Genomic DNA, 22,040 nt, shown 5'->3' with positions numbered 1-22,040 from the left:
CGATGAATATCTGGGTCTGGGCGTCGGGATGTCCGAGCATTTGCGCCAGCTTTTTCGCTTGGTCGTTCGCCGCATCAGCCCATGGCAACGGCGCATTTTTATGGAGCGGATGGAAGCGCCAGAATGCGCTTCAGCCGCGGCGTCATGAAATCCAGAAAGGCGCGCACACGGCGCGGCGTCCGCTCCCGCCCCGTATAGAGGATGTGGAAGGCCTCGCTGTCGACGACCTCCTCATCCAGTACCGCAACCAGATTTCCTGCCGCAAGATCGTCGCGGACATGGTAGTCCGCCAAGCGCGCAAGACCGAGCCCCAGCAGGGCCAGATGTCGCACCGTCTCGCCGTTATTGGCGGCGATCAGGCCGTGCACCTCCCGATCCGTCAGTCGTCCGCCCGACCGCAAGGGCCAGACCGCAGCCGCCCGGCGGAAGTTGAACCCCAGGCATTCGTGTCGTTCCAGATCGGACGCGGACTGGGGCGTTCCGTGCGCTTCGATATAGCCGGGAGAGGCGACGATGCGCCGGCGGACATCACCCAGCTTGATCGCCAACAGGCTGGAATCGCTCAGCGCCCCGGCGCGAAAGGCGATGTCCGCCTGTGCCGCGTACAGATCGACCACCTCGTCCGTCACGTTGGTCCAGCGCCATGCACCCGGCGCAGTCGATGTCGCCTCTGCGTTGAACATCGCCGCCTTCAACCTCGGCATCGCCATCGGAGCCTGGGTGGGCGGCCTGGTCGTCGCGTCCTCCTCAGGGCTGGCGGCCACACCCGGGGTCGGCGCGCTGTTCGTCGCTGGCGGCCTGGGGCTGACGTTGGTGAGCGGCGTGCTGGATCGGCGCGCCGCGTCAGCAGCCAGGGAAGCCGTCGCTTGAGATACAACGGCTGGAGCGACCTGTCGGCCGCAGTCGCTCCAGCCAACAACGGCGCCGCCTTGAGAGCACATCGCCTTTGCGATCGCGACATCTCATCAGCCGATCCATCCTTGAGCGCTTTCGCTACATGGCTGAGCGGCTTAGATCGAAGTCACCTCCTGCGATTTCGCCTTAACTGGCAAGGTTCGGCCCGCGCGAAGCCACCTCACCGCGCGACTTCATCTTGCCAGCCTTCTCTCGCGAGCCAGTTCCAGGCGCGCCGTAGCGAAGTCCACCTGGAACGTCGGGTTCGCCTTCAGGGCGGCGAACAGGGCCGCCCCGACGATGCGGCCGGCCTCGACGTCGCTGGCGTAATGGACGCCGCAGATCGCCCGGCTGTCGCCATAGGCCAGGCCGCGCGCCAGGATCTGGTCGGCGCGGTCCGGCGCCATTTCCGACAGGACCAGCGCCCAGGCCCAGCCCAGGGCCGAATGGCCGGAAGGGTAGGAGCCGCTGGCCGCCAGCCACGGCTCGGGCGTGAAACAGGTCTCGGCCGGTTCGGTCACGAAGGGGCGCGGACGGATGAAGCCGCGCTTGGCCGGTGTCTGGATCGTCTCCAGGTCGCCCAGCATCCGCCCCAGCAGCCGCGTCAGCGTCGGCATACGCTCGGGGACGAAGGCGACGCCCAGCGCTTGGTCGAACACGCGCGGCGCGGACGGGGTCTCGATCTCGTTGTCGGCGCGCGCCTGGTCCCAGCGGGCTGTGCCCTTCAGCGCGCGGGTGGCGCGGTAATAGGCCAGATCGTCCTGCGCCCTCAGCGATCCAACCTCGGGCGGCGGCGGCAGGAAGGCGGAGGCGTCCGGCGCGTGCGCCGCGTCCAGATAGCCGTGCGGATGATCGCGGAAGCCGGTCCAGAAGGCGGGAGTTGGCGCAGGTGCGGAGGCGCAGCCGACGAGAACCAGGGCCAGGGCGGCCGTCGCCAGACGACCGAAAAGGGAAAGACGCATGGAAACTCTGAACCGTTGGGAACTCAGGCGATCTGGGCGCCGGGACAGCCGTCCTCGACCACCCAGGTCTTCAGGGTGGACAGCGAGGCCTTGGGATCGCGCACGTCGCTGATGGCCTGATAGCGGGCGGTCATCCGCTGGGGCGTGACCTCCATCGACATGTAGCCCCGCACGCGGCTGTCGAAGAATTTGATGTGCGGATTGGCCGGCATAGCCGCCATGAGACTGTCGTAGGGCGGGCCGCCCGAGGTGATGGAGGTACCGACAAACTCGGTCGCCACCACCGGCGAGCGCTCGTCGCGACTATCCAGCAGGACGTCGTTGGTCCAGAACGAATGGTAGTCGCCGGCCAGGACCACCGGATTGCGCGGCTTGATCGTGTGCAACGCCTGGGTCATGCGGTCGCGCGCGGCGGGGAAGCCGTCCCAGGTGTCGGTCCAGTAGCGGGTCTCGCCGTTCGGGTTCTCGAAGCGCAGACCGGCCATGACCAGGTCCTGGCCCAGGATGGTCCAGCGCGCCTCGGCGCCCCCCAGGCCGTCGTACAGCCAGCGCTCCTGCTCGAAGCCCAGGAAGGTGCGCGACGGGTCCATGCGGTCCAGGCACTGGGCGTCGGTGACGATCTGGCCCTTGGCGCCGCCCTCGTCCACGCAGGCCCCGCGCGAGCGATACTGGCGCCCATCCAACATGAAGAACTCGGCCAGTTTGCCATAGCGGACGCGCTTGTGGATCGGCATCTGCAGGCGGCGATCCAGGCGGGTGCGACGGATCGGCATGGCCTCGTAGAACGCCTGATAGCCGGCGGCGCGGCGGCGCAGAAAATCGTCCGGCCTGCCGCCCTTGTCGGCCCAGACGCCAGAATAGTTGTCCAGCACCTCATGGTCGTCCCAGACGACCAGACAGGGCGCCGCCGCGTGCAGGCGTTGCAGGTCCGCGTCGGTGCGGTGCAGCGCATAGCGATTGCGATAGCCGGCCAGGGTCGTGGCGTCTTCGAACCCGTAAGGCCGCACGATATTGGCCGCCCGCGCCCCGGTGCGGGTGTATTCGTAGATGTAGTCGCCCAAAAACAGGGTCAGGTCCGGCGCCTCGTCGGCCATGTGGCCATAGGCGCTGAAATAGCCGACCTCCCAGTTCGAGCAGGAGGCGACGGCCAGCTTCAGCCGATCCACATCCGCATTCGGCGCCGGCGCCGTGCGGGCCAGGCCGACCGGGCTGCGTTGGCCGGCGGCGGTGAACCGATACCAGTAGGGCCGGGCGGGCGTCAGGCCCTGGACCTCAACATGGACCGAATGGGCGTCGGCGGCCTCGGCTATGACCTGACCCGAGGCGACGATGCGGGAAAAACCCTCGTCGGCGGCGACGTCCCAGTGCACCGGGATGGACGCGGCCAGACCGCCCTGCCCGTCGGCGGCGAGCGGATCGACGGCCAGCCGCGTCCACAGCACGAAACCGTCCGGCCACGGATCGCCGCTGGCGACGCCCAGCGGGAAAAGATCAGCCCCGCCCGCCTGGGCCCGGCCGAAGCGCAACACGACGGGGGCGGCGACCAGCCCCCCGATCAGGGCGCGGCGGGAAAAGCCGGCGTTCAGGACGCTCATTGACCGGCGCTCCCGCCAGCGGCGCCCGGACCAAAGCGGGCGCGGAAATCCTCCAGGCGAATGACGAAGTCGTCGCTGGCGACGAAGTCGGCGTCGCTCATCTGAGGCTGCTCGTTGGGCTTGTAGCGTTGGGCGTATTCCGGCTGATCCGACGCATACTGACGATAATGGGTCGAATAGGCGCGCACCCGCACCGTCGGCGTCTCGCCGGTCATGTCGAAGGCCATCAGCCGCATCCAGCCGTCGCCGATCCCCGGCGCGCGATCCGGCGCCAGGCCTGCGTCCAGAGCAGTCTGATTGCGGTCCTGATAGTCCGACAGCAGCTGATAGACGGCGCCGCCCTGGCGGTTGAGGTCGGTGCGGAAGGCCTGGCCGTTGTGGTGGCCGCTCAGCACCATGAAGATTTGCGGATTACGGGCGATCAGCTTGTCCCACACCCCTTGGGCGTTGTTGTCGAACGGGTCCAGCGCGTGCAGGTCGACCACCGGATGGGCGCGGCGCTGGCCGGTCTTGTCGATGAAGTCGTGGGTGGTGATCAGGGTCGGCAGGCCGGGATGGGCGTGGATGACCGTCTCGGCCCATTTCAGGCTGGCGTCCGAGGGGGCCATCTGCAGGCCGATGTGCAGGAAACGATAGCCGCCCGCCTCGAACAGCTGGGCGCTGTCGGCGCCGCTGTCGTGTGAGGCCACATACCAGGGGCGATCCCTGAAGAACTTCGCGCCCGACCCGAAGGCCTGGTTCCAGGCGGTCAGGCCGCCGATGTGGATCATGCCCAGGCGGCGCAGGTCGCCGGCCGGCGCGGTCAGGTCCTGGGGCCATTGCTCGTCCCACCACTGACCGTCGTAGTCGTGATTGCCCGAGACGACCGAGAACGGCAGGACGCCGTCGATAAGGTCGTATGCGGCGATAGAGGCCGGAATCTCGACCGTCCGCACGCCCTCGGCCACCTTGTCCAGATTGTCTCCGCGTGACGTTGGCCGGGGACGAAAGCCGCGCGCGGCGTGGTCGGGGTCGATGATCAGGACCGGATGCTGCCACACGTCGCCGACGGCTGTGGCGAAGACGATGTCGCCGCCGCGCGAGACGGCGTGATCGGCGATGAACTGAAGCTGTTCGGTCATCATGTCGCGCGCATCGAAGGGAAAGCCCGCCGCGCGCTGATGGGTGAAGTCCGCATAGTTCTGGGTGTCGGGAATGACGGCGATGGTGAACCGGCCCGGCGCCGGCTGGGCCAGGGCCGCGCCCGAGGCCAGGGCGATTCCGCCCGCCAGAAGGGCGTAGGTCAGGCGTTTCCAAAGGGTTTGCACGGCGCGATCTCCCGGCGAAAGGATGGGCTTCGGCCTGGCGACCGAAGCCCCGGTTGGATCAGTAACGATAGCTCAGGCGCACGCCCCAGGTGCGCGGCGGATTGGGCGATCCCGTCGCCGCCGAGATGAAGCGGTTGCGCGATTCCTCGGAGTAGGAATCCGTCAGATTGTTCACATAGACGCCGAACGCATAGTTCCCGTTCATCGGCCGCACCGTGACCCCGGCGTTGACCAGCCAGTAGGAGTCGATGATCGAGTTGGACGAGGTGGAGAACTTCTCGTCGCGGAAGGCGTAGTTGGTCTGGGCCTCCACGCCCCAGTCGCCCATCTGCCAGTCGTAGGCGATCGAACCCTTGTAGTCCCATTTGGGGAAGGGCAGCCGCTCGCCGGCGCGGTCGCTGTAAACGATGGTGTTGTACTGGCCCGTCACCGGGTCTTTGGCCGCCTCAGTCGCGGTTCCGTTGACGAAGAAGAACTCGTCGTACTCACCGTATTTATAGGCCAGGGCCTGGGTGATGGTCAGGTTCGGCAACGGCCGCCACACCGCCTCGATCTCCGCGCCTTGGATGTGGGACTTAGGCACGTTGATCATCCGGCCCACGCGCCCGGTCTGGGTATAGAGCACGCCCTGCAGCTGCTGGTCGCGGTAGTCGTAGTAGAAGGCGGCGGCGTTGAACTGCAGCTTGCGGTCCAGGAAGCTGGATTTCACGCCGGTCTCATAGGCGATCAGTTCTTCGAACTTGAACGGCTCCAGTTGGTCCGGCAGGCCGCTGTTGTAGGTGGTGAAACCGCCCGACTTCACCCCCCGAGAGACATTGGCGTAGGTCAGGATGTCGTCGCTGACCGTGTATTCGACACCCAATTTGCCGGTCCATTCGCGCATCGACTGCAACTTGGAGGCCGTCGCCCGGATCGCCGGATTAGGCGCCAGGATTTCGGTCTTGAAGTTGTTCAGCTCGCGCGTCTCATCCTCGTAGCGCAGGCCGCCGGCCAGGGTCAGGCGGTCGGTCAGCCTGTAGTCCAGATTGCCGAACACCCCGGTCGTCTCGACATTCTGGCCATAAGTCGTGCTCATATAGAAGCCTAGGTTCCGGGCCTGCGAAAAGTCGGAGTAAAAGCCGCCGTCCACGCTTTCGTTGGCGTGATAGACGCCCGCCAGCCACTGGGCGCGGCCGCCGGTCGGCGAGGCCAGGCGGACCTCCTGTGACGAGGTCTTGATGTCGTTGAAGAAGAAGGTGCCCGCCTCGTTCGACGCGGTGGCGTCCCAGTCGTTGAACTCGTTGCGGTCGAACGTCTCATAGCTGGCGATGGCCGTCAGGGTCGCCCAGGTCAGATTCTGGTTCAGGCGCAGGCTGATGCCTTTGCCCTCGTTGTCGCGGAACGGCTTGGCGTTCGGCGAGGCGCCGATCAGCTGGGCGAAATAGGGGCTGATGCCCCAGCCCGTGATGCGGTGCGACACGTCGATCGGATAGACCCGGCCGCCGCTTGAGGTGAAGGGACTGGTGATCAGGCGCAGACCCCGGCCGTCCGACTGGTCACGGCTGTAATGCAGGTTCAGGTCGATGTCGGTCTGGGGCGTCGGGGTCCAGTTGACGCGCAGGCGGGCGGCCTTGGTGTCCTTGTCGCCCAGACTTTCGCCGGTGTCGCGATTGTATTGCCAGGCGCCGCCCGATTCCGCCGCCACCGACAGACGCGCGGTCAGGTTTTCCGCGATCGGACCCGACAGGTAGCCCTCCAGCTTGGCCGCGTCATAGCTGCCGTAGCTCAGGTTCAGGCCCGCGGCGACATGGTCGGTTGGGGCGTTGGTGATGACGCTGACCGCGCCGCCGGTGGTGTTGCGGCCGTAAAGCGTCCCCTGAGGCCCGCGCAGCACCTCGATGCGGGCGATGTCGTAAAGCAGCCCTTGCGTCATCACGCCGTAGGGATAGGCGACCTCGTCAACATAGATGCCCACCGTCGAGGTATTGTTGGCGGCGTAGTCGGTCAGGCCAACGCCGCGAATGCGGAACTGCGGCTGGCCGCCGCCCAGTTGGCTGTCGACCTCCAGGCTGGGCACCGTGTTCTCCAGGTCGTTGACGGTCTGAATGTTGCGGTCGTCCAGCGTCTCGCCCGAGATGACGGTCAGGGCCAGGCCGACCTTCTGCGAGGATTCAGCGCGACGCTGGGCCGTGACGATGACGTCGTCCACCGATGCGGTCGCGGCCTCAGACTGCGTTTGAGCGGCAGCCGGCAGGGCCGCCAGGGTGAGCGCGGCGACCGAGGCGCCGAGAAATAGACGTTTCATTTTGAGCATCCATCGGGCGACGCGCGGGGCCCCCGCCCTCGCGTGTCGATGTGTTTCGGGACGTCGTCGAACAGCCGTTGCTTCCGCGCTTTGGTCGAGACGCGAGCAGCTCGGGGGAGACGAGAATGCAGCGTCTGCGTCGCGTCGGAAAAACAACTGTTCGACAACGATGCCGCAATAGGCCGCGCGAACGATGCTTTTGTGACGCTTGTAGGAAGTGTTTTTGTCAGATGACGGCCGACCAGCCGCAACAGGACAATAACGCGCGTTCTACGACGACTGGCGTGCAACCAGCAGGCAGGCCGCCGCCTTCAGGGCGTCTTTATCAAGCAACCGGCCCCGCGCGCAGGACAGAAGGGCCTCGGCCTTGATCCACAGGGCGAAACGGGTGGCCGCCAGACGGTTGAGATCGAAGTCGGCCGGCCAGACGCCCGTTTGCTTGTAATAGGTGCCCCCGCCCTCCGGTCCGCGCAACAGCATGGCCAGGTCGCGCAGGGACGGATCGCGCCGGGCTTCGATGCAGATGCTGGCGATCAGTCGGGCGTATCGGACGTAGAAGCCTTCGGCCTCGCCCCCGATGGCCACGGTCGGCGCCATGATGGCGGCCCAGCGATCCAGATCGACGACGGCCGGATCGCCGTCCGGCGTATGGCCGGCCAAGTGCCCCGGCATGTCTCGGAACACGCTGTGCCAGACGGCGTCCAGCACGAAATGACGCATGTCCGGCCAGTGATAGGCGATGGTCGAGGTGGAGGTCGCGGCCACGGCGCTGACCGAACGGTTCGTGATGGCGGTGATCCCGCCGGCCAGAATCTGGTCCGCCGCTATGTCCAGCAGCTTGCGCCGCATGGCCTCGGGCTCGGCGTCCCGGGCCGGGGCCTGAGGCAGGACCATGGCGTCGCGATACCAGAAGGTCGCCGTGGCGGGCCCATCGGCCAACCCGAAGGCGCGGTCGATCATGGCGCCCAGCCCCTCGGCCGCGACGACGCCATAGTCCGCTCGGCCGCGAAGGGCACCGGCATAGTATTGTTCGAACGTCAGCCAGGCGACGAGAGGTTCCACAAACGCGTCCAGCCGCGCATCGCGCGCCAGATACCGACGCCAGGCCGCACAGCGCATGGCGTGCCAGCGCTCCATCAGATCCCGCTGCTCCGAGGTCGGCGCGGCGTCTAGCAGAAGCGCTTCCCAAATGCGCGCGAACCCCGCCTCGCCCCCTACCCGACGCCGCAGATAGGTCTGGCACAGGGCCAACAGGCTGCCCGGTTCCAAAGGCAAGTCCGCCACCGATCCGAAGAAGCCCTCATGAAAGGCCGCATCCTGCCGCAAGGCTTCTTCGCCCGCCGCCTGAATCAGGCCTGACTTGGTCCCGAACAGATTGACGATCACTGTCGTGCTCTTGCCAACCATCCGAGCCAGATCGCGCAGAGTCAGACTATCCAGACCCCCCAGCGCGGCTTGAGCAATCGCCGCCTCGACGATCTGCTGAGCAAGGTCGGGTCGGGCCGTGGTCGTGGGCATGCGCCTCATTGCCCTCGCCGCTTCGACCTGTCGAGTGTGCGCCCAGGCCGTAAAGCGCGATCAACGGCCATCCCTCGGCCACGCGGGTTTGCAAAGCTTGCTGGTGAAGCGCGCGGGGCGTCCGCAGGCCAGTCGCGATAGCGCCAGCTTCGATAACCGGAACCAATATCTGGTCGACGCCGCGCCGGCCGCGATGGCCGCTGTAGGGTTTATGTCAGTCTTACGCCACTTGCCTCCACTTCAGGCGGCCTAAGGGCCTGAATGGAAATCGCAATTCTTGAAGCCCCTATCGTTCAAACGCCAGTGGGTTTAGACTTCCAATCTGCACCATGCCTGCCTGGGCGCTTGATCTCTGCAACCCAGCCTCACCCCATAGGGTGTTGTCTAAGGCGTCTGCTCGGGTGAAGGTCCGCCTGGATGTCGAGGAGACCCAGAGCCTTTGCCGCAGTCTACGGAGATGCTGACAGAGCGTGAGCGGGAATGCCTGCGCTTGGTTCACGCCCATCACAACTCCAAGCAGATCGCCCGAGCGCTCGGCATCAAACCCGGCACGGTGGACAAACATTGCGAGAACGCGGCGCGCAAGCTTCAGGTGGAGAGCCGCATCGCTGCGGCCCTGGCGCTGGCCGCCTTGGAAGCCACACCGAGTGGTTCGCACCCCGATGCGCTCCCAATGGCTAGTGCGGTCGCCGCCGGGCTCAATGTGGCGGCTGAAGGGAAGCCGCATGACGCCTATCGACGACACCATTCCGCCAGTCAGCTGGCGCGAGATGGAAGCCATTCTAATGGGGCTGGCGACCACGGACACGAAACGCACGATGGTCCGCCACTTGGTGGAGGGAACCCGCAAGCAAGCGGTCTTTCTGACACCGGGAGCGGTCATGACCGAGATGTTCTACATCGCCTCGGCCATGTTGGACGTGCAGTTCAACCCGTCGATATTGGCTACCGGCAACTCGGCAGCATCCTCGTTGTCTTCGGCGTCGCCGCCGCTGCAGCCTGGATCGTGATCGCCCTCGCCGGGGCAGAACAGTTCGCCTTCCTATTGCAGAAGCTTCGCTACGGCGGCTGAACCCCGGCCTCTCATCGGACTGAAGAAATGAAACGCGCCGAACAGGCGGCGGCCATCGCTGCTCGCCTCCAACACGCCCTGCTCCAAGCCGAGGCTGGGCAGGATCAATCCATTCATCGCCTCGGCCGCCTGACCCAGGTGATGACGCGCAGCCGCCGAGAGGCCGGGCTGGCTGCGACAGTGGGCCAGCCCGCGTTCGATGCCCTGGCGCGCGCCCTAGCGGCTCAGATCGAAGCCCAGAGTGCGATGGTGGATTTGCACGAGGCGCTGGCCGAGGTGAAGGATCGCACCAAGTTTCGATCGGTGCGCCTAGGCGGGTTGGACAAGCAGGACGATCCTGTGCCTCGCGTGACGAAGGCGACAGCGTTGCGTGTCGTTGAGGGCGCCGCCTGAATCATACAGGGTGATGGGGCGATGTCGCCCATATACCTCATCACCCTGGGATTTCTGGTTGTCACAGCGTCCCTCGCCTTTTGGCGAGGGGGCGGTGGGAAAAGGCGTCTGCCGCCGCGCTTGTCCTAGCCTGGCTTTTGACCGCACTTGGTTCCTTTAATCATCGTGAAACACCGTGGGTGGCTGTCGTCGCCGACGGCATGGTGTTCTTGTTCTTGCTCTATGCGGCGATGCGATCTGGTCGACGTTGGACCCAGGCGGCGGCGGCATTCCAACTTCTGATCCTGGCCACCCACTACGCGTTCGCCAGCAATCGCGAGTTGGAGCAATGGGCCTATGTGTCGGCCTATTACGTCTGGAATATCGCGGTCATCGCCGCACTTTTGGCGGGCGTCATCTGGCGCGCTAGACGACCTTTGCTATAAGTGCGGCGTGGCGACGATGGAAATGAGCCGATGACGACGCAGCGTGACGACCTCGACCCGATCGATATCCATGTGGGGTCGCAACTGAAGGCGCTCCGCGCTGCGGCCCGGCTGACGCAAGCGGATCTGGCGGGGGCTCTCGGCGTGACGTTCCAGCAAGTCCAGAAATACGAGAAGGGCGTGAACCGCATGGCGGCGTCAACGCTTGCACGCGCCTCGGCAGCGTTGAACTGCTCAATCACCGACTTCTATCCCAAGGCCGATCCGGACGAAGCGCCGCCTGGACCTCAAGAGGTCTTGGGTGAACTCACGGACCTCTATGACAGGATGGGCAAGCGTCAACGCGATGCGTTGATGATCACGGCGCGGGCGCTGGCCGACGTCCGGCGATAACGCTGATAGCGGCTGGGCTTTAAAGCACGACCTTCATCCGGTTCGACGCGAGTTGTACGCAAGCTCGGTGCTAGGACCGCTCGTTTGTCCAATAAGCGGAAATCCTTACGGCGACGGCGACGACGCGCTGAAGCCAACGTCTGCGCAGAGACTCATGGTTTCGTCGCAAGACAATCTTTAATTTGCGCCGGCGTCTGACGCCGGCGCGGGCCTGTCATCGTCGAGCGGTGGTCGTGCCCTGAGCAGAGGGCGAACCCATTGCCTGGTGTCTGGCAAGGGTTGCGGCGTCGAGCCGCAGGAAGCGAGCGGCGTTGTTGTAAAAGATGTCCCGCTTTTGCTCGGGCGAAAGAAAGGGCGCCTCGTCGATCACGGCGATGGCGCGCTCTATGGTTTCCGGCCACACCATTTGGTCGGAGCCGAACATGATCCGCTTCTCGAAGCCTGCGTCTACAAGGGCCTGGAGATAGCGATAGAAGGCCGGGCGCGGCTGGGTATAGACGATGACGCCGGTGTCCACATAGACCTGTGGATGAGCGTACAGCAGGGCCAAGGTGTCATCCAGCATTGGGAAACCCGCGTGCATGACGTTCACGCGCAGCTTGGGGTGACGGACGAGAACCTCTTCCAGCAGAAGCGGGCTGCTCAGCCGGGCGCGGTAGCCGGACTGAGGCATATAGGCGACGCCGGGCGGTCCGGGGCCCATATGGATCGCCACGGGTACGTCGTTAGCCTCGGCCGCCGCCCAGATCGGCTCCAAACGGGCGTCATCCGGTGCGATCCCTTCATATTGGAAACCCAACTCGCCCAGAACGGCCAAGTCGCCGTGGGCCTTGGACGCGGCGACTTCGGCGGTCAGCCCCGACTTTGGCGGAAAATCCGGCATCAGGCTGGGGATCACCCGATCCGGGGCCGCGCGGCGCCAAGCCGAAACGTGGGCGCTCGTCCCACTTACGACGCCTATGATGTTGCGGCGCTCCATCACCGCCAGGGTCCGCTGCATAACCTCCTCATCCGTTTGCGGCGACCAGATGGGATCGGAGCAGGACGGATGTTTGAACCACGCCAAAAAGGCGGCGAGGAACGGCTGGGTTTGATTCCAGGTGGGCATGGGATTGATCGGCGTGCACATGGCCAGCGGCGGCGGCCCCTGATCGGCCGCGCCCATGGCATGGAGATGAACATCGATGATCGGCGCCTGGGCCTTGGCGACGCCGGTCAATGGCAGCCAGGCAAGAGCCTGAAACATCATCAGGCCTATGAACGCTTTCATTCGCATGGGCAGGCTTCCTGGCTTGCGAGCCGTGCAGAGCGCCGAGTTTGGGACAACGACGATCTTTGAGCAACGGGAGAGATGAGGAGCTGGGCGGCGGTCTTTCAACAGCAGCCCAGGCTCGAAGGAGAAGGTCAGAATTCGGCGGAGAATCCGCCGCGAACAATGGGCTTTCCGGCGCTGAAACTACCGCCCAGATGAACGATGACGGGGCGGGAGACGGCCAGGCGGTGGGCGAAGGCGATGCTGGTGGCCGCTTCGCCGTCATAGGCCGCGATATTCATGTTCACCGTGGTGCGTCCCGGCGCGGAAGGCGGGATGACGCCCGCCACCGCCGCCGCGCCCGCCACACCGCGTCGCATGTCGCGACGCAAGGCGTCGAGGCCGCCCGCTAGGATCAGCATACGTTCAGACGCCGACTGAACGGCAGCGTCGAGTGCGTTGATCCGCCCTTCCTGCACGGCATATCGCGCATTCAATGCGCTGATCTGGTTGTTCTGGCTCGCGTCCGAGGCGTTCAGGGCATCGATCTGAGGCTGGTAATCGACACCGCTTCCCAGACCTCCGGCCGCTAGGATGGCGGCGTTGAGCTGCGCCAGGTTGACGGCGTCTGTGTCTTGGGTTCCGGCCGCCACATTGACGATCTGTCGGGTAAACCCGCCTTCGCCCGTCGAACCGACCGATACGGAATTGTCCCTGCGAGCGGTCGAGTTCGCCCCGAGCGCCACGGAGTTGTAGGCGTAGCTGGTGGCGCCGGCGCCGATTGCTGACGAATCCTCGCCGCGCGCCGTGGTCGAGGCCCCGATGGCGGTCGTCGTCAGACCCGTGGCCATGGCGCGATAGCCGAAGGCCGAGGTTTGCCCATAGCCGCTGGCCACTGCGCCCGAACCGACCGCGACGCTGCCCTCGGTCGTGGCGTTCGCCCCCCAGCCGAAAGCGGCTGCATTCGTCGCGCTGGCGAGAGCCGACCGACCGATCGCGATCGCGTTGTCGGCTGACGCCTGCGACAGGGCGCCGACGGCGATGGTGTCGGTTTGGGTCGCCAAGGCTCCGGACCCGATCGATAGGCTGAAACGGCCGTTGGCCTGGGCGTTTGAGCCCAGCGCAGTGGTGTAGGCGTTCGTCGCAAGCGCCCCCATCCCGACCGCCGTCGCTTCGGTGTTGCTGGCTAGAGCCAAGCCGCCCAAGGCGGTCGAGAACGCGCCGCTGGCGGCCGAGCCCTGCCCCAAGGCGGTACCCAAGGCGTCGGTGGCCTGGGCGTTCTGACCTACGGCGGTGGATCTTTCGCCAGCGGCTTGAGAGTCGGCGCCGAGGGCGGTCGAGCTGTCTCCTTTCGCCTTGGCGGCGTCGCCCACGGCGGTCGCGCCGCCGCCCGTCGCCTCAGCCGTGCGGCCGACCGCTGTATCGGTGGGATGGACCGCCGAACCACCGCCTAGCGCGACCTGGGCGAAAGCAGGAGCGCCGAAGGCGAGAGCGGCGCAAAGGCCAAGGGCGAGGGTTAAGGATTGGGCTTTCATCGGGATCTCCGGGCTGCTGCACGACCACACGACGAGGCGTCTCCAGCTTCAACCGAAGGGAAGGAGACGCGCCTCGTGTCGATCAGGACGGGACGCTTACCAATCGGCCGCCAGCCGAAATATTCCCCCTCGAAGGGATGGGTTCAGCCGCCCTGCCGGGCCGGGCATGCGCCAACACGATGCGCGCTTAACGCCATGACGCCCATGCCAGCGGCCGTCATCTCGCCGGCGTAGCGATCTCCATCGTAGGTGATGACGGAGTGAACGGTCTGACCGTCGCAGATCGTGTCGAAAGCGATCTGAGACCCTTTGATCTCCACGTTTTGCACTTCGCATCTTGGAGCAGGGTTGGCCTGGGCTAGGCCGCGGCGGACGGAGGCGTCATCGCCATTGACCTCGTCGGCTGTCGCCTTGGTGATGCAGTTGCGCGCGGGGGGCATGGCGTGACCGTTCACGGTCGTAACCGTTTCCCACAGGCCGTCGTTCAGGCGACGGGCCGCCGTCGCCGAGCGGCTGGGCGCCGAAGCAGAGGCATTGTTGGCGGCTCGGTCCGTCGCGTTCGATTGGGCGTCGCAGCCTGTGATCAGAAGGGTCGCCGCCACGCCGAACGCAGCACCGATCCATGTCATATTGGTGTTCCCGATCGTCGCTTTCATAGCCCTGCTTCCTTCGGTTTCGCGGGCCGTAACGGTGCGGACCCGCGCATCAGGGTAGGAGCGGCGCCGTCGCCGAAACATTCCCCCCGGCGGGGAATGTTTCGGCTCAACGCGCCTTGCTAGCCGTGGCTGACATGAGTGCTCGATCTCGGCGACGGCGCTGAGACGCCCCCAGACTTAGGCCATGCCCATGACCGTTCAAAAGTCCTTCCTCCTGGCCTTCGTCGCGCTCGTCCTTGCGCCCGACGTGCAAGCCCAGGCTCGCCTTCCCTCGCGGCCGGCCATGGCGGACAGAGCGGCGATCCAGGTCGTCGCACCGGCGCCGATCACCTTGCGACGCCCCGGCGCCCAGGACGGTCGTCAGGTTTTGCGCGACGAGGCCGCGGCGGCGCAGGCGGCCCTGCGCGCCGTGGCGCGACCCATCGACTGTTCGGACTGCATCGCCGGGATCAATGGGCGCGCGATCGAGCGGACGACGTTCACGCCGGGGACGCAGGAAACGCCTTCCGCCTATGTCATCACCGGCGCCGGCTTCGGCGATGCGCCGGGCGGTGTCTATCTGGGCGGACCCTTTAATACACGGCCGGAGTTGAGGGTCGATAACTGGAGCGACGGAAGGATCATCGCCTATCTTCCGCGTGGACTGAGTGGAGAAACGGACCGAAGCGGGGTCAGCCTGATTGTCCGGCGCGCCGATGGTCGGCTTGTTCAGACAGCCGCAACCGGACGTTTCTACGCGACGCGGGAAGAGCAGACGCTAGGTTTCGATCAGATTCCGCCCGCCAGCATTCGCTGGCAGAGCGACACCTCGCTCGAGATGCAAGTCAGAGACGGGGGACTCAGATTCGTCGGAACCGATTCCGGCGATTCCGTGAAACGCGGTTTCAGCGACCGTATCATCCTGAACTTCCTGAAACCGGGTTTCGAAGGCAGCGCTTTTTCCGTCGGATTCTGTCGCAGCGACACCGGCGACGGCAGTGCGAACGGCAGCGCCGGAGGACGCTACCTCTATGGCCGATATGATGCGCGCTGGGACGGCGACGACATCGTGATCGATCGGGCCATGTGGCAGAACCACACGTCCCCCCAAATGCTGACCTCGGGCGCCAATACCTTTCAGTCGTGTTTTCGCGACCTACGGATCACTGTGACCGGCCCGGCCGGCGTCAGTCCGATGCGCTGAAACCCCGGAAGCGCCAACACCTTGGCGACGCCAACCCGGGACGCGGTTCTGTCGATGAACGCCGTTATCCTCATTTCCCCGTGAAGCGATGCATGTTTACTCTGGCGGCCAATCATCAGGTGGAGCAGCCCCTTTTGCGTCATACGCACCGACGATCGTTGCGCCGGGAATGGTTGGAACTGCGGATGCTTTGCCGGCCGGGTATCGGCCTGGCCGCCATCGCGCCTCGGGTGTGTCGCTTGGCGCGCGAAATCGTGGGCGCCGAAGCGGCGTCGCTGTTCTGGCTGGACGAGAACGCCATGCCGCTCGGCTTCTTTCACGAGGATTCACCCGAGGAGGCGCGGTTCCTGTTCGTGAACGAGTTCGAGCGGCTGTTTGTCGGGGAAGGCGAAATCAACGTCTTCGCCCTGGCCCAGGCGCGTGGGCGAAGCTGCGGTCATCTGCTGACGCCGCCAGCGTCCTATTTCAGGTCCAATACCTACAATCTTCTGGTGCGGCCTTCCGGTCATCACCACTGCCTTGATCTGCGAATAGATGATCCATGCGGCGGTCAAGCGGTGCTGCTGCTGTTCCGTGGCGACAATCCGGCCTTCAATGACGACCAGGTTGCGGCGCTTGCGGCGTTTGAGCCGTTTCTTCGACGGGCTGGAACTTCAGGCCGAGCGCAATGGCGCAGCCAGATCGCAAACTCGGGTCATCTGCTGTTCGATCCTGCGACCGGGCTCATCTGTGCGATGTCTGATACGGCCGAAACCATGCTGCGTGACAGCAACATGGTGGGGCAAGGATTGGATCTGGGCGGACGGTTGGAAAGCGCGCCCCGATTTTTGACGAGCCTGTACCAGCCTCTTGTGGAATCCGGCGAGGCCGCCGCCTGCATCGATGTTCCGGCGGGCCGTCTGAGCGTCAAAGCGACCCTGCTGCGTTCTCGCGAGTCCCAGGATCAAGTGTTGGCGACGCTCAACTACGAAACGCCTTCGGAGATCGCCCTTATTGACCCGGTTCTGGCCAAACGCCTTTCGCCCCTACGCAGCGAAATGCTTCTCTTTGCTGCCGCCGGCGGCGCGAGAGACGCGGTGTCGGACGCGCTCGACATCAGCAAAGAAGCGACGAAGAAGCACCTCGCCGAAATCTACCGCGTGATGGACGTCAAACGCTGGGACGATTTGGCTGAAGCCCTATGGAGATAGGCCTTCCTAGACGAGCGGCAAAGCTCGCGATGCTCTGCATTAAAACAGGGCTGAATGGGTTTCATGCGCTTTCGCCCGCTTCCGTCGTCTGTCCGTACTAGAAGTGCGGCGCCAATGTGGAGGGCAGGATCGGAGGCATCGAAATCTGCCACTTGGCGCCGCCTCTTTAGACAACATTTTCAATCCAGACTCTCAGTGTCCCATGATGATCGGTGCAGGCCGACGTTCGGGTCTGCGCCAAACTGCCCCTAGCCAGGAGCGCGGCAAGAACCACGCTCCTGGACGGCTGTTTCGACGCTCATGCGCCGGTCAGGACCTAATGCGCCACGTCGTCAAGAAGGGTCCGTTTCCAGAACAGGAGGCTGGTCCAGAAATAGTAGTCCTCGTTCTCCTTTTTGTGGAAGCCATGTCCTTCGTTCTGGGCCAGCAGATGCCATGCCGTGCCGCCGTTGGCCCGGACGGCCGAGACAATCTGATCGGCCTCTGACGCCGGCACGCGCGGGTCGTTGCCACCGGTCGCGACCAGCAGGGGTATTTTGATCTTGTCCACGCTGGTGAGGGGCGAGATGGCTTGGAGTTGGGCGCGCTGCGCCGGATCGCGCTCGTCGCCGTATTCGACGCGTCGCAGGTCGCGGCGATACGACTGCGTATTCTCCAGGAAGGTGACGAAGTTGGAGATGGCGACGTAGCAGTTCGCCCCCTTCAGTCGGTCACTGTAATGTACCGCTGTAGCATAGCACATATAGCCGCCGTAGGAGACGCCGGTGACGGCGAAACGCGACGCATCCAATCCGGGATCGGCCTGCAACTGATCAAGGAAGGCGCCGATGTCCCGCACGGAGTTCTCACGCTGGAACGGCCCGTTGTCGAGATTGACGAAACGGGCGCCGTAGCCTGACGATCCCCTCACATTGGGAAAGAACAGGGCCACGCCGAGTTCATTGAGCAGATAGTTCTGCGGCCCGAGGAAGTCGGGCCGGGTCTGACCTTCGGGGCCGCCATGGATATCGACGATCACCGGTCGCTTTCCGGGGAAACGCGCCGGATCAGGGCGATAGAGGAAGCCGGAAACCGTCTCGCCGTCGAAGCTTTGCACCTCGACCAACTGCGGCTCTACGTTGATGGCGGAGTCCAGTCCGCCGGTCTCGCTGGCGGTCCAGCGAGTGACCGCCAGGGTGTTGGGATCGATCGAGAAGGCGTCGCCCGATATCCGAGCCGACGAAAGACTGAGACCGATCGCGCCCCACGGCGAAACCTGTATGGCCGAACCGATGCTGTAAGGGATGACGCCTTCCGGCAGACCGTCCACCGGGCGAACGACGCCCGACGCCGTATCCAGTACCCGTACGCGCGACACCCCGGCATCGTTGATCGCATAGACGACGAAACTGCCATCCGGGGCCAGGGCGTAGTCACTCACATCCCAGCGCGGTTCATGGCTGACCGGGACAAATCCGTCCTTGCCGATACGTCCCAGGCGAAGGAAGTCAGACTGCTTGTTGGACGTCGCCCATACCGTGCCATCCGCGGCATACTGCGGACCGACGTAGGACACCTGGGCAGCGGGATCCGTCAAAGCCGTCATTCGACCGCTGGCCAGGTCCAACTCATAGACGACGGCGTTGTTCACGGACATCCGGTTGAGAACCAGCGCCTTTCGTCCGTCCTTGGAGAAGTCGGCTATGTTCCAGCCTCCGCCGGACACCTGGGCGACCAGGCGTTCGCTGGAGGGGTTCGACGGATCGACGACGTAAAGATCCATGTCCGCCCCGTTGCGCCGTGACGAGGCATAACCGATCAAGCGACCGTCCGGGCTCCAGGCCCCGAACCAGTTGCGGCTGCGCCCGTCTGTCAGGCGCGTCAGTCGCCCGTCCTTCAGCGTATAGAGTTGATAGAATTCGTCGCCGCCGCTGTCCTTCTGCACCACCAGCGTGCGCCCATCCGGCGACGGCGCGCCAGTCAGGATCGGCTCGCTCTCGAAGCTGATCTGGGTGCGGGCGGCCCCCGGCGCCGAGACCGTGTGCAACTGGTCTGTCGCGCCGAAGCGCGTCTTGATCAGCATGGACCGATCCGCCGCATTCCACCCCAGGAAGGCGGCGCGCCGCGACTGCAGATAGGGCTGGGTCGCCGCGACCAGAGCGTCCGGAACCGCCGGCAGGCCGTCGGCGACGACAGCGGCGGGCTTGGGCGCCTCGGCCCAGGCGAGCGGAGCCGCAGCGACGGTGGAGAGTGAGAGAACAAGCGCCAGGGGGAAACGAGGCATCGACGACCGCCAGTCTGAACAGGAAGGAGAAGGAACGGGTCGCCGGACCTCGGGGAGAACGAGGCCGGCGACCCGGCGCACGACCTCAGAAGCGGTAGCGCGCGCCAACGGTGACGTAACGGCCGATCACGTCGTAGTAGGGCGAGTAGAGCGATCCGTTCGGCGGGGCCTTGTCGAACAGGTTGGTGGCGTTGGCGTACAGCTCCACCCCCTTGGCGCCGTAGTGATCCAGTTCGGCGGTCAGCCCCAGATCCACATAGATGTAGGCCGGGATGTCGTTGTTCGAGATATTGACCGTGCGATTATACAGCCCTTGCGAGATATAACGCGCCCGCACGCTGGCACCGAACACGTCGCCCTGCCAACCGAGATTGGCGTTCAGGCGAAAATCAGGAACGCCCAGGCCGAAGGCATAGCCCTGCGACTTCATGTAATCGACTTCAACAACGCCGTCGTTGGTCGTCAGGCTGTTGACCCAGGTGCCCACCACACGCAGCCGCACCCGGCCCTTGGCGCCCGGCATCCATAGATCGGCCGGCGACGAGTAAGACAGTTCCGCATCGACCCCGTCGGTGTGGTATTCAGCCAGATTGACATAGGTCGAGCGCGTCCGAACCAGATTGCCGTTGGCGTCACGGTCCACAAAGGCGCACAGGGCCGCATTACCCTTGAAGCAACGATTGACCAAGTCCTGAGGCGAGATCGTCCCGATCACATTGTCGATCTTGATGTCGTAATAGTCGATCGACAGGTTCAGATTGGGTATCGACGGCGGCGAATAGATGAACCCGAGCGTCAAGGTATCCGCCGTTTCAGGCGTCAGGTTCGCATTCCCGCCACCGTTGTTCAAGGCATAGACGCTCTGGCTCTTGAATGGATCGTTTATGGTGTTCCATCCGGTTGTCGTCGTGGTGTAGAGTTCGCTGAGGTTGGGCGAGCGGATATCGCGTGACTGCGTAACCCGTCCGCGGAACCCACTGAAGAATTCGTTGGTCGCCCCGACCTTCCAGGACCAGATCGACCCCGTGGTATCATAGTCCGAAATACGAGCGGCCGCGTTGAACTCCAGATTGTTGAAGACCGGCACGTCTCGAACGACAGGAATCAAGACTTCGGCGAAGGCTTCTTTGACCGAGAACTCCCCCGACATGGCCGAGAAGTTGAACGTCTGGAACGCCTTGGCGGCGTCCAGATCGCCAACGCGCTGATCGGTCTGCTCCTTACGGGCTTCAACCCCCACGGCGATGGACACATCACCGGCAGGCAGGGAGAAAGGTTCGCCGCGCAGGCTGATCCCACCGACGTCCAGCTTGGTCGTGGCGCGCAGTTGCGGCGTGCCGGTGACATAATCGATCGCCGCCTGCGACGGTGCGCCCATACCGAACAGATTGATCGGCACGCAGCCGGAGTTGGCGTTGGTGAGCGTGACCCGGCAGACGGCCTTGTTAGTGACCGGATCGATGACCGAATCCACCGCCTGCGAGTAGGGCGTCGCCAGCAGGAAGCCTGGCGTATCGATATTGTTCTCGTATTCGCCATGACTGTAATAGGCGCCCCAGCGCCACTTGTCGCCGAAACGACCGTCCAGAGCCAAGGTCGCCTGGGTCGTCACACGCTCAAAATCAATGCGCGAATAAGACAGGTCGGAGTTGAAGCGGCCCATTGTGAAGGTCGTCTGACCAGCGGCGGCCATCTGCTGTTTGATCGCCGTCGACAGGAAGGCGTTGTCGCTTTTGATGGTCAGGTTGCCGCGGTTGTGGTCCCCGAACCAGACGTAGTCGTTCCACATCCGCGAATGGCGAACATCGGCTGTCAGACGGATCGCATCCGAGAGATCGTAAGTCACGCTGGCCAAGGCGACGTAGCGTTGCTGGGGCGTGACCAGCGGGCTGAGGTCGTCGTTGGACGGTCCTTCGCCGCCAACGGTGTTCGTCCCATAAACCGTTCCATAGTTGAAGGGACGCAGCGTGCCGTCAGGATTGAACACCTTCCCGGCGTTGACCCCGGACATGATCAGCCCCCCATAGGCGGCGTTGGCGAAGCCGACGTTCGGCATGGTGACGAACCTGCCCGGCGCGTCCGAAACCTGGGCCCAGCGCCCGATCGCAGGGCGCGAAACCTTCGGCACGACGCCCGCATTGTCCAAGTATTCGCCGCCGATCACGAAGTGGCCGCGATCGCCGGCGAACCCGGTTCCCCAGGCGCCCTCGAAACGCTTTTGCTCCGCATCGTCGAAGGACGAGATGCCGTATTCAGCGCCCAGCTTGCCGCCCGAGAAGGTGCGGTCTATCCCGATGTTGACCACGCCCGCGACCGCGCCCGACCCCCAGGCCGCCGAGGCGCCGCCCGTCACCACGTCGATGCTCTTGACCAGGACCGTCGGCACGCTGTTCAGGTCGTTCTCGCTGGACACGCGACGCCCGTCGATGAGAACCAGGGTTCGGCTGATCCCGAGACCGCGCAGATCGACCGGGGCGTTGCCCGCGCCGGTGTTCGTGCCGGTTGTCTGAGGCGAACTGGTCGCCTTGAACTGGGGCATGTCATTCAGCGCCGCCGCGATGTTCGGGCGGGCGCCGACGGACAGATCTTCGGCGGTCAGCCGAATTGTCGGCGTGGGGGCCTGAAAGCCGGCGCGGTCGATGCGCGAGGCGGTGACGACGATATCATCGACAGAGGCGGCGGCTTCGGTGGGCTTTTGATCAGCCTCCTGCGCGACGGCGGCGCCGGCGGTGCCGGCGCAAGCCATCAGTGCGACCAAGCTGGCGCAACTGGTCAAGGAACGAGCAAAACGAGACAAGGCGAGACTCCTCATTTGAAACGACGCCCCTCCCCAGGGGTGTCTGCTGCGAGCGACGCTCTGACGGCGCCGTTTCGCCCCCGCTGTCATCGGGCCTGAGAGTTTCGGGCGCGGACGCCCTTTCTCCTTCGGCGAGGCCGCGTCCCCCGGACCGACCTGCTCTCCAGCGTTTCATCAGCAAGGCGGTCCGTTTGCCTGAGCGTTTCCGGGGCGGTTGCGCCTTCGGCGTCGGCTTGCGCCGAACTCTCCCGCCTTGCAGATAGGAGTAAGATCTGCCCCATAAACCTCTGTCAAATCACCTCGTATTGGAATAATTTTCCC

At 64.8% G+C, this 22,040-nt stretch carries 18 protein-coding genes and 1 riboswitch; of the genes, 7 read left to right on the top strand and 11 right to left on the bottom strand.

Annotated elements, in window-relative coordinates; translation table 11 throughout:
• Positions 1-98 precede the first annotated feature (98 nt).
• On the bottom strand, positions 99-683 hold the full coding sequence (locus tag BVE01S_RS16475; RefSeq protein ID WP_205678478.1) for a LysR substrate-binding domain-containing protein: 585 nt from the start codon (positions 681-683) through the stop codon (positions 99-101).
• Between BVE01S_RS16475 and BVE01S_RS17140 the strand changes: the two genes are divergently transcribed.
• Entirely contained in the window at positions 676-870 is a 195-nt protein-coding gene (locus BVE01S_RS17140) for a hypothetical protein (RefSeq protein WP_205678477.1), read from the top strand. The genes BVE01S_RS16475 and BVE01S_RS17140 overlap by 8 nt on opposite strands.
• A gap of 218 nt (positions 871-1,088) precedes the next feature.
• On the opposite strand, the gene BVE01S_RS03615 is transcribed toward BVE01S_RS17140, so the two are convergent.
• From BVE01S_RS03615 to BVE01S_RS03595, 5 genes are all read right to left on the bottom strand, one after another.
• Complete coding sequence (locus BVE01S_RS03615; RefSeq protein ID WP_066624400.1) at positions 1,089-1,856, bottom strand: acid phosphatase; 768 nt, start codon at positions 1,854-1,856, stop codon at positions 1,089-1,091.
• A gap of 23 nt (positions 1,857-1,879) precedes the next feature.
• The gene (locus tag BVE01S_RS03610; protein ID WP_066624399.1) at positions 1,880-3,451 is read right to left on the bottom strand and encodes an alkaline phosphatase D family protein; all 1,572 of its coding nucleotides are present in this window, start codon (positions 3,449-3,451) and stop codon (positions 1,880-1,882) included.
• Positions 3,448-4,758, bottom strand: a complete 1,311-nt coding sequence (locus BVE01S_RS03605) for a metallophosphoesterase family protein (RefSeq protein ID WP_084375266.1) — start codon at positions 4,756-4,758, stop codon at positions 3,448-3,450. Before BVE01S_RS03605 ends, BVE01S_RS03610 begins: the two co-directional genes overlap by 4 nt.
• A 58-nt stretch (positions 4,759-4,816) precedes the next feature.
• Positions 4,817-7,042 (bottom strand): TonB-dependent receptor, encoded by a 2,226-nt coding sequence (locus BVE01S_RS03600; protein ID WP_066624397.1) that lies wholly within the window; start codon positions 7,040-7,042, stop codon positions 4,817-4,819.
• A 270-nt stretch (positions 7,043-7,312) separates the two neighbouring features.
• Positions 7,313-8,560, bottom strand: coding sequence for a TetR/AcrR family transcriptional regulator (locus tag BVE01S_RS03595; protein ID WP_146112040.1), 1,248 nt, complete (start codon positions 8,558-8,560; stop codon positions 7,313-7,315).
• Between the two features lie 457 nt (positions 8,561-9,017).
• Between BVE01S_RS03595 and BVE01S_RS16465 the strand changes: the two genes are divergently transcribed.
• The 4 genes from BVE01S_RS16465 to BVE01S_RS03570 all read left to right on the top strand — a co-directional run bounded on the left by BVE01S_RS16465 (position 9,018) and on the right by BVE01S_RS03570 (position 10,843).
• On the top strand, positions 9,018-9,632 hold the full coding sequence (locus BVE01S_RS16465; protein ID WP_157076422.1) for a helix-turn-helix domain-containing protein: 615 nt from the start codon (positions 9,018-9,020) through the stop codon (positions 9,630-9,632).
• A gap of 27 nt (positions 9,633-9,659) precedes the next feature.
• The gene (locus BVE01S_RS03580; RefSeq protein ID WP_066624392.1) at positions 9,660-10,025 is read left to right on the top strand and encodes a hypothetical protein; all 366 of its coding nucleotides are present in this window, start codon (positions 9,660-9,662) and stop codon (positions 10,023-10,025) included.
• Between the two features lie 137 nt (positions 10,026-10,162).
• Positions 10,163-10,450 carry a hypothetical protein gene (locus BVE01S_RS03575; protein ID WP_157076421.1) on the top strand — a complete coding sequence of 96 codons (288 nt, stop codon included), beginning with the start codon at positions 10,163-10,165 and terminating at the stop codon, positions 10,448-10,450.
• A 30-nt stretch (positions 10,451-10,480) separates the two neighbouring features.
• Positions 10,481-10,843 carry a helix-turn-helix domain-containing protein gene (locus BVE01S_RS03570; RefSeq protein WP_066624386.1) on the top strand — a complete coding sequence of 121 codons (363 nt, stop codon included), beginning with the start codon at positions 10,481-10,483 and terminating at the stop codon, positions 10,841-10,843.
• 214 nt (positions 10,844-11,057) lie between these two features.
• Here BVE01S_RS03570 and BVE01S_RS03565 read toward each other — a convergent pair whose 3' ends face one another.
• From BVE01S_RS03565 to BVE01S_RS03555, 3 genes are all read right to left on the bottom strand, one after another.
• Entirely contained in the window at positions 11,058-12,113 is a 1,056-nt protein-coding gene (locus BVE01S_RS03565) for an amidohydrolase family protein (protein WP_240612064.1), read from the bottom strand.
• Positions 12,114-12,247: 134 nt separating this feature from the next.
• Positions 12,248-13,630: a hypothetical protein gene (locus BVE01S_RS03560; protein WP_066624384.1), complete on the bottom strand. Its 1,383-nt coding sequence runs from the start codon at positions 13,628-13,630 to the stop codon at positions 12,248-12,250.
• 143 nt (positions 13,631-13,773) lie between these two features.
• A complete protein-coding gene (locus BVE01S_RS03555; protein WP_066624382.1) occupies positions 13,774-14,286 on the bottom strand; it encodes a DUF3617 domain-containing protein in 513 nt (170 codons plus the stop codon).
• A 367-nt stretch (positions 14,287-14,653) separates the two neighbouring features.
• On the opposite strand from BVE01S_RS03555, the gene BVE01S_RS03550 reads away from it, so the two are divergent.
• Together BVE01S_RS03550 and BVE01S_RS03545 are read left to right on the top strand one after the other, a co-directional pair.
• A complete protein-coding gene (locus BVE01S_RS03550) occupies positions 14,654-15,469 on the top strand; it encodes a hypothetical protein (protein WP_157076420.1) in 816 nt (271 codons plus the stop codon).
• Between the two features lie 92 nt (positions 15,470-15,561).
• Positions 15,562-16,659 carry a hypothetical protein gene (locus BVE01S_RS03545; RefSeq protein ID WP_088582715.1) on the top strand — a complete coding sequence of 366 codons (1,098 nt, stop codon included), beginning with the start codon at positions 15,562-15,564 and terminating at the stop codon, positions 16,657-16,659.
• Between the two features lie 316 nt (positions 16,660-16,975).
• Here BVE01S_RS03545 and BVE01S_RS03540 read toward each other — a convergent pair whose 3' ends face one another.
• A complete protein-coding gene (locus BVE01S_RS03540; protein ID WP_066624373.1) occupies positions 16,976-18,922 on the bottom strand; it encodes a S9 family peptidase in 1,947 nt (648 codons plus the stop codon).
• Between the two features lie 85 nt (positions 18,923-19,007).
• Positions 19,008-21,668 (bottom strand): TonB-dependent receptor domain-containing protein, encoded by a 2,661-nt coding sequence (locus BVE01S_RS03535; protein WP_244878349.1) that lies wholly within the window; start codon positions 21,666-21,668, stop codon positions 19,008-19,010.
• A 224-nt stretch (positions 21,669-21,892) separates the two neighbouring features.
• Positions 21,893-21,980: riboswitch (glycine riboswitch) on the bottom strand.
• Positions 21,981-22,040 lie beyond the last annotated feature (60 nt).

Source organism: Brevundimonas vesicularis NBRC 12165 (assembly GCF_001592205.1).
In the GTDB taxonomy this organism is placed as follows: Bacteria; Pseudomonadota; Alphaproteobacteria; order Caulobacterales; family Caulobacteraceae; genus Brevundimonas; species Brevundimonas vesicularis.
The sequence above is the reverse complement of the archived record's forward strand: the minus strand, read 5'-3'. Positions and strand labels throughout refer to the sequence as shown.

What these genes read in the sequence shown, in the direction of transcription:
- BVE01S_RS16475 (WP_205678478.1), bottom strand. Translation starts at nt 683, where the DNA reads ATGTTCAACGCAGAGGCGACATCGACTGCGCCGGGTGCATGGCGCTGG.
- BVE01S_RS03615 (WP_066624400.1), bottom strand. Translation starts at nt 1,856, where the DNA reads ATGCGTCTTTCCCTTTTCGGTCGTCTGGCGACGGCCGCCCTGGCCCTG.
- BVE01S_RS03610 (WP_066624399.1), bottom strand. Translation starts at nt 3,451, where the DNA reads ATGAGCGTCCTGAACGCCGGCTTTTCCCGCCGCGCCCTGATCGGGGGG.
- BVE01S_RS03600 (WP_066624397.1), bottom strand. Translation starts at nt 7,042, where the DNA reads ATGAAACGTCTATTTCTCGGCGCCTCGGTCGCCGCGCTCACCCTGGCG.
- BVE01S_RS03595 (WP_146112040.1), bottom strand. Translation starts at nt 8,560, where the DNA reads ATGCCCACGACCACGGCCCGACCCGACCTTGCTCAGCAGATCGTCGAG.
- BVE01S_RS16465 (WP_157076422.1), top strand. Translation starts at nt 9,018, where the DNA reads ATGCTGACAGAGCGTGAGCGGGAATGCCTGCGCTTGGTTCACGCCCAT.
- BVE01S_RS03580 (WP_066624392.1), top strand. Translation starts at nt 9,660, where the DNA reads ATGAAACGCGCCGAACAGGCGGCGGCCATCGCTGCTCGCCTCCAACAC.
- BVE01S_RS03570 (WP_066624386.1), top strand. Translation starts at nt 10,481, where the DNA reads ATGACGACGCAGCGTGACGACCTCGACCCGATCGATATCCATGTGGGG.
- BVE01S_RS03565 (WP_240612064.1), bottom strand. Translation starts at nt 12,113, where the DNA reads ATGAAAGCGTTCATAGGCCTGATGATGTTTCAGGCTCTTGCCTGGCTG.
- BVE01S_RS03560 (WP_066624384.1), bottom strand. Translation starts at nt 13,630, where the DNA reads ATGAAAGCCCAATCCTTAACCCTCGCCCTTGGCCTTTGCGCCGCTCTC.
- BVE01S_RS03555 (WP_066624382.1), bottom strand. Translation starts at nt 14,286, where the DNA reads ATGAAAGCGACGATCGGGAACACCAATATGACATGGATCGGTGCTGCG.
- BVE01S_RS03545 (WP_088582715.1), top strand. Translation starts at nt 15,562, where the DNA reads ATGTTTACTCTGGCGGCCAATCATCAGGTGGAGCAGCCCCTTTTGCGT.
- BVE01S_RS03540 (WP_066624373.1), bottom strand. Translation starts at nt 18,922, where the DNA reads ATGCCTCGTTTCCCCCTGGCGCTTGTTCTCTCACTCTCCACCGTCGCT.
- BVE01S_RS03535 (WP_244878349.1), bottom strand. Translation starts at nt 21,668, where the DNA reads ATGGCTTGCGCCGGCACCGCCGGCGCCGCCGTCGCGCAGGAGGCTGAT.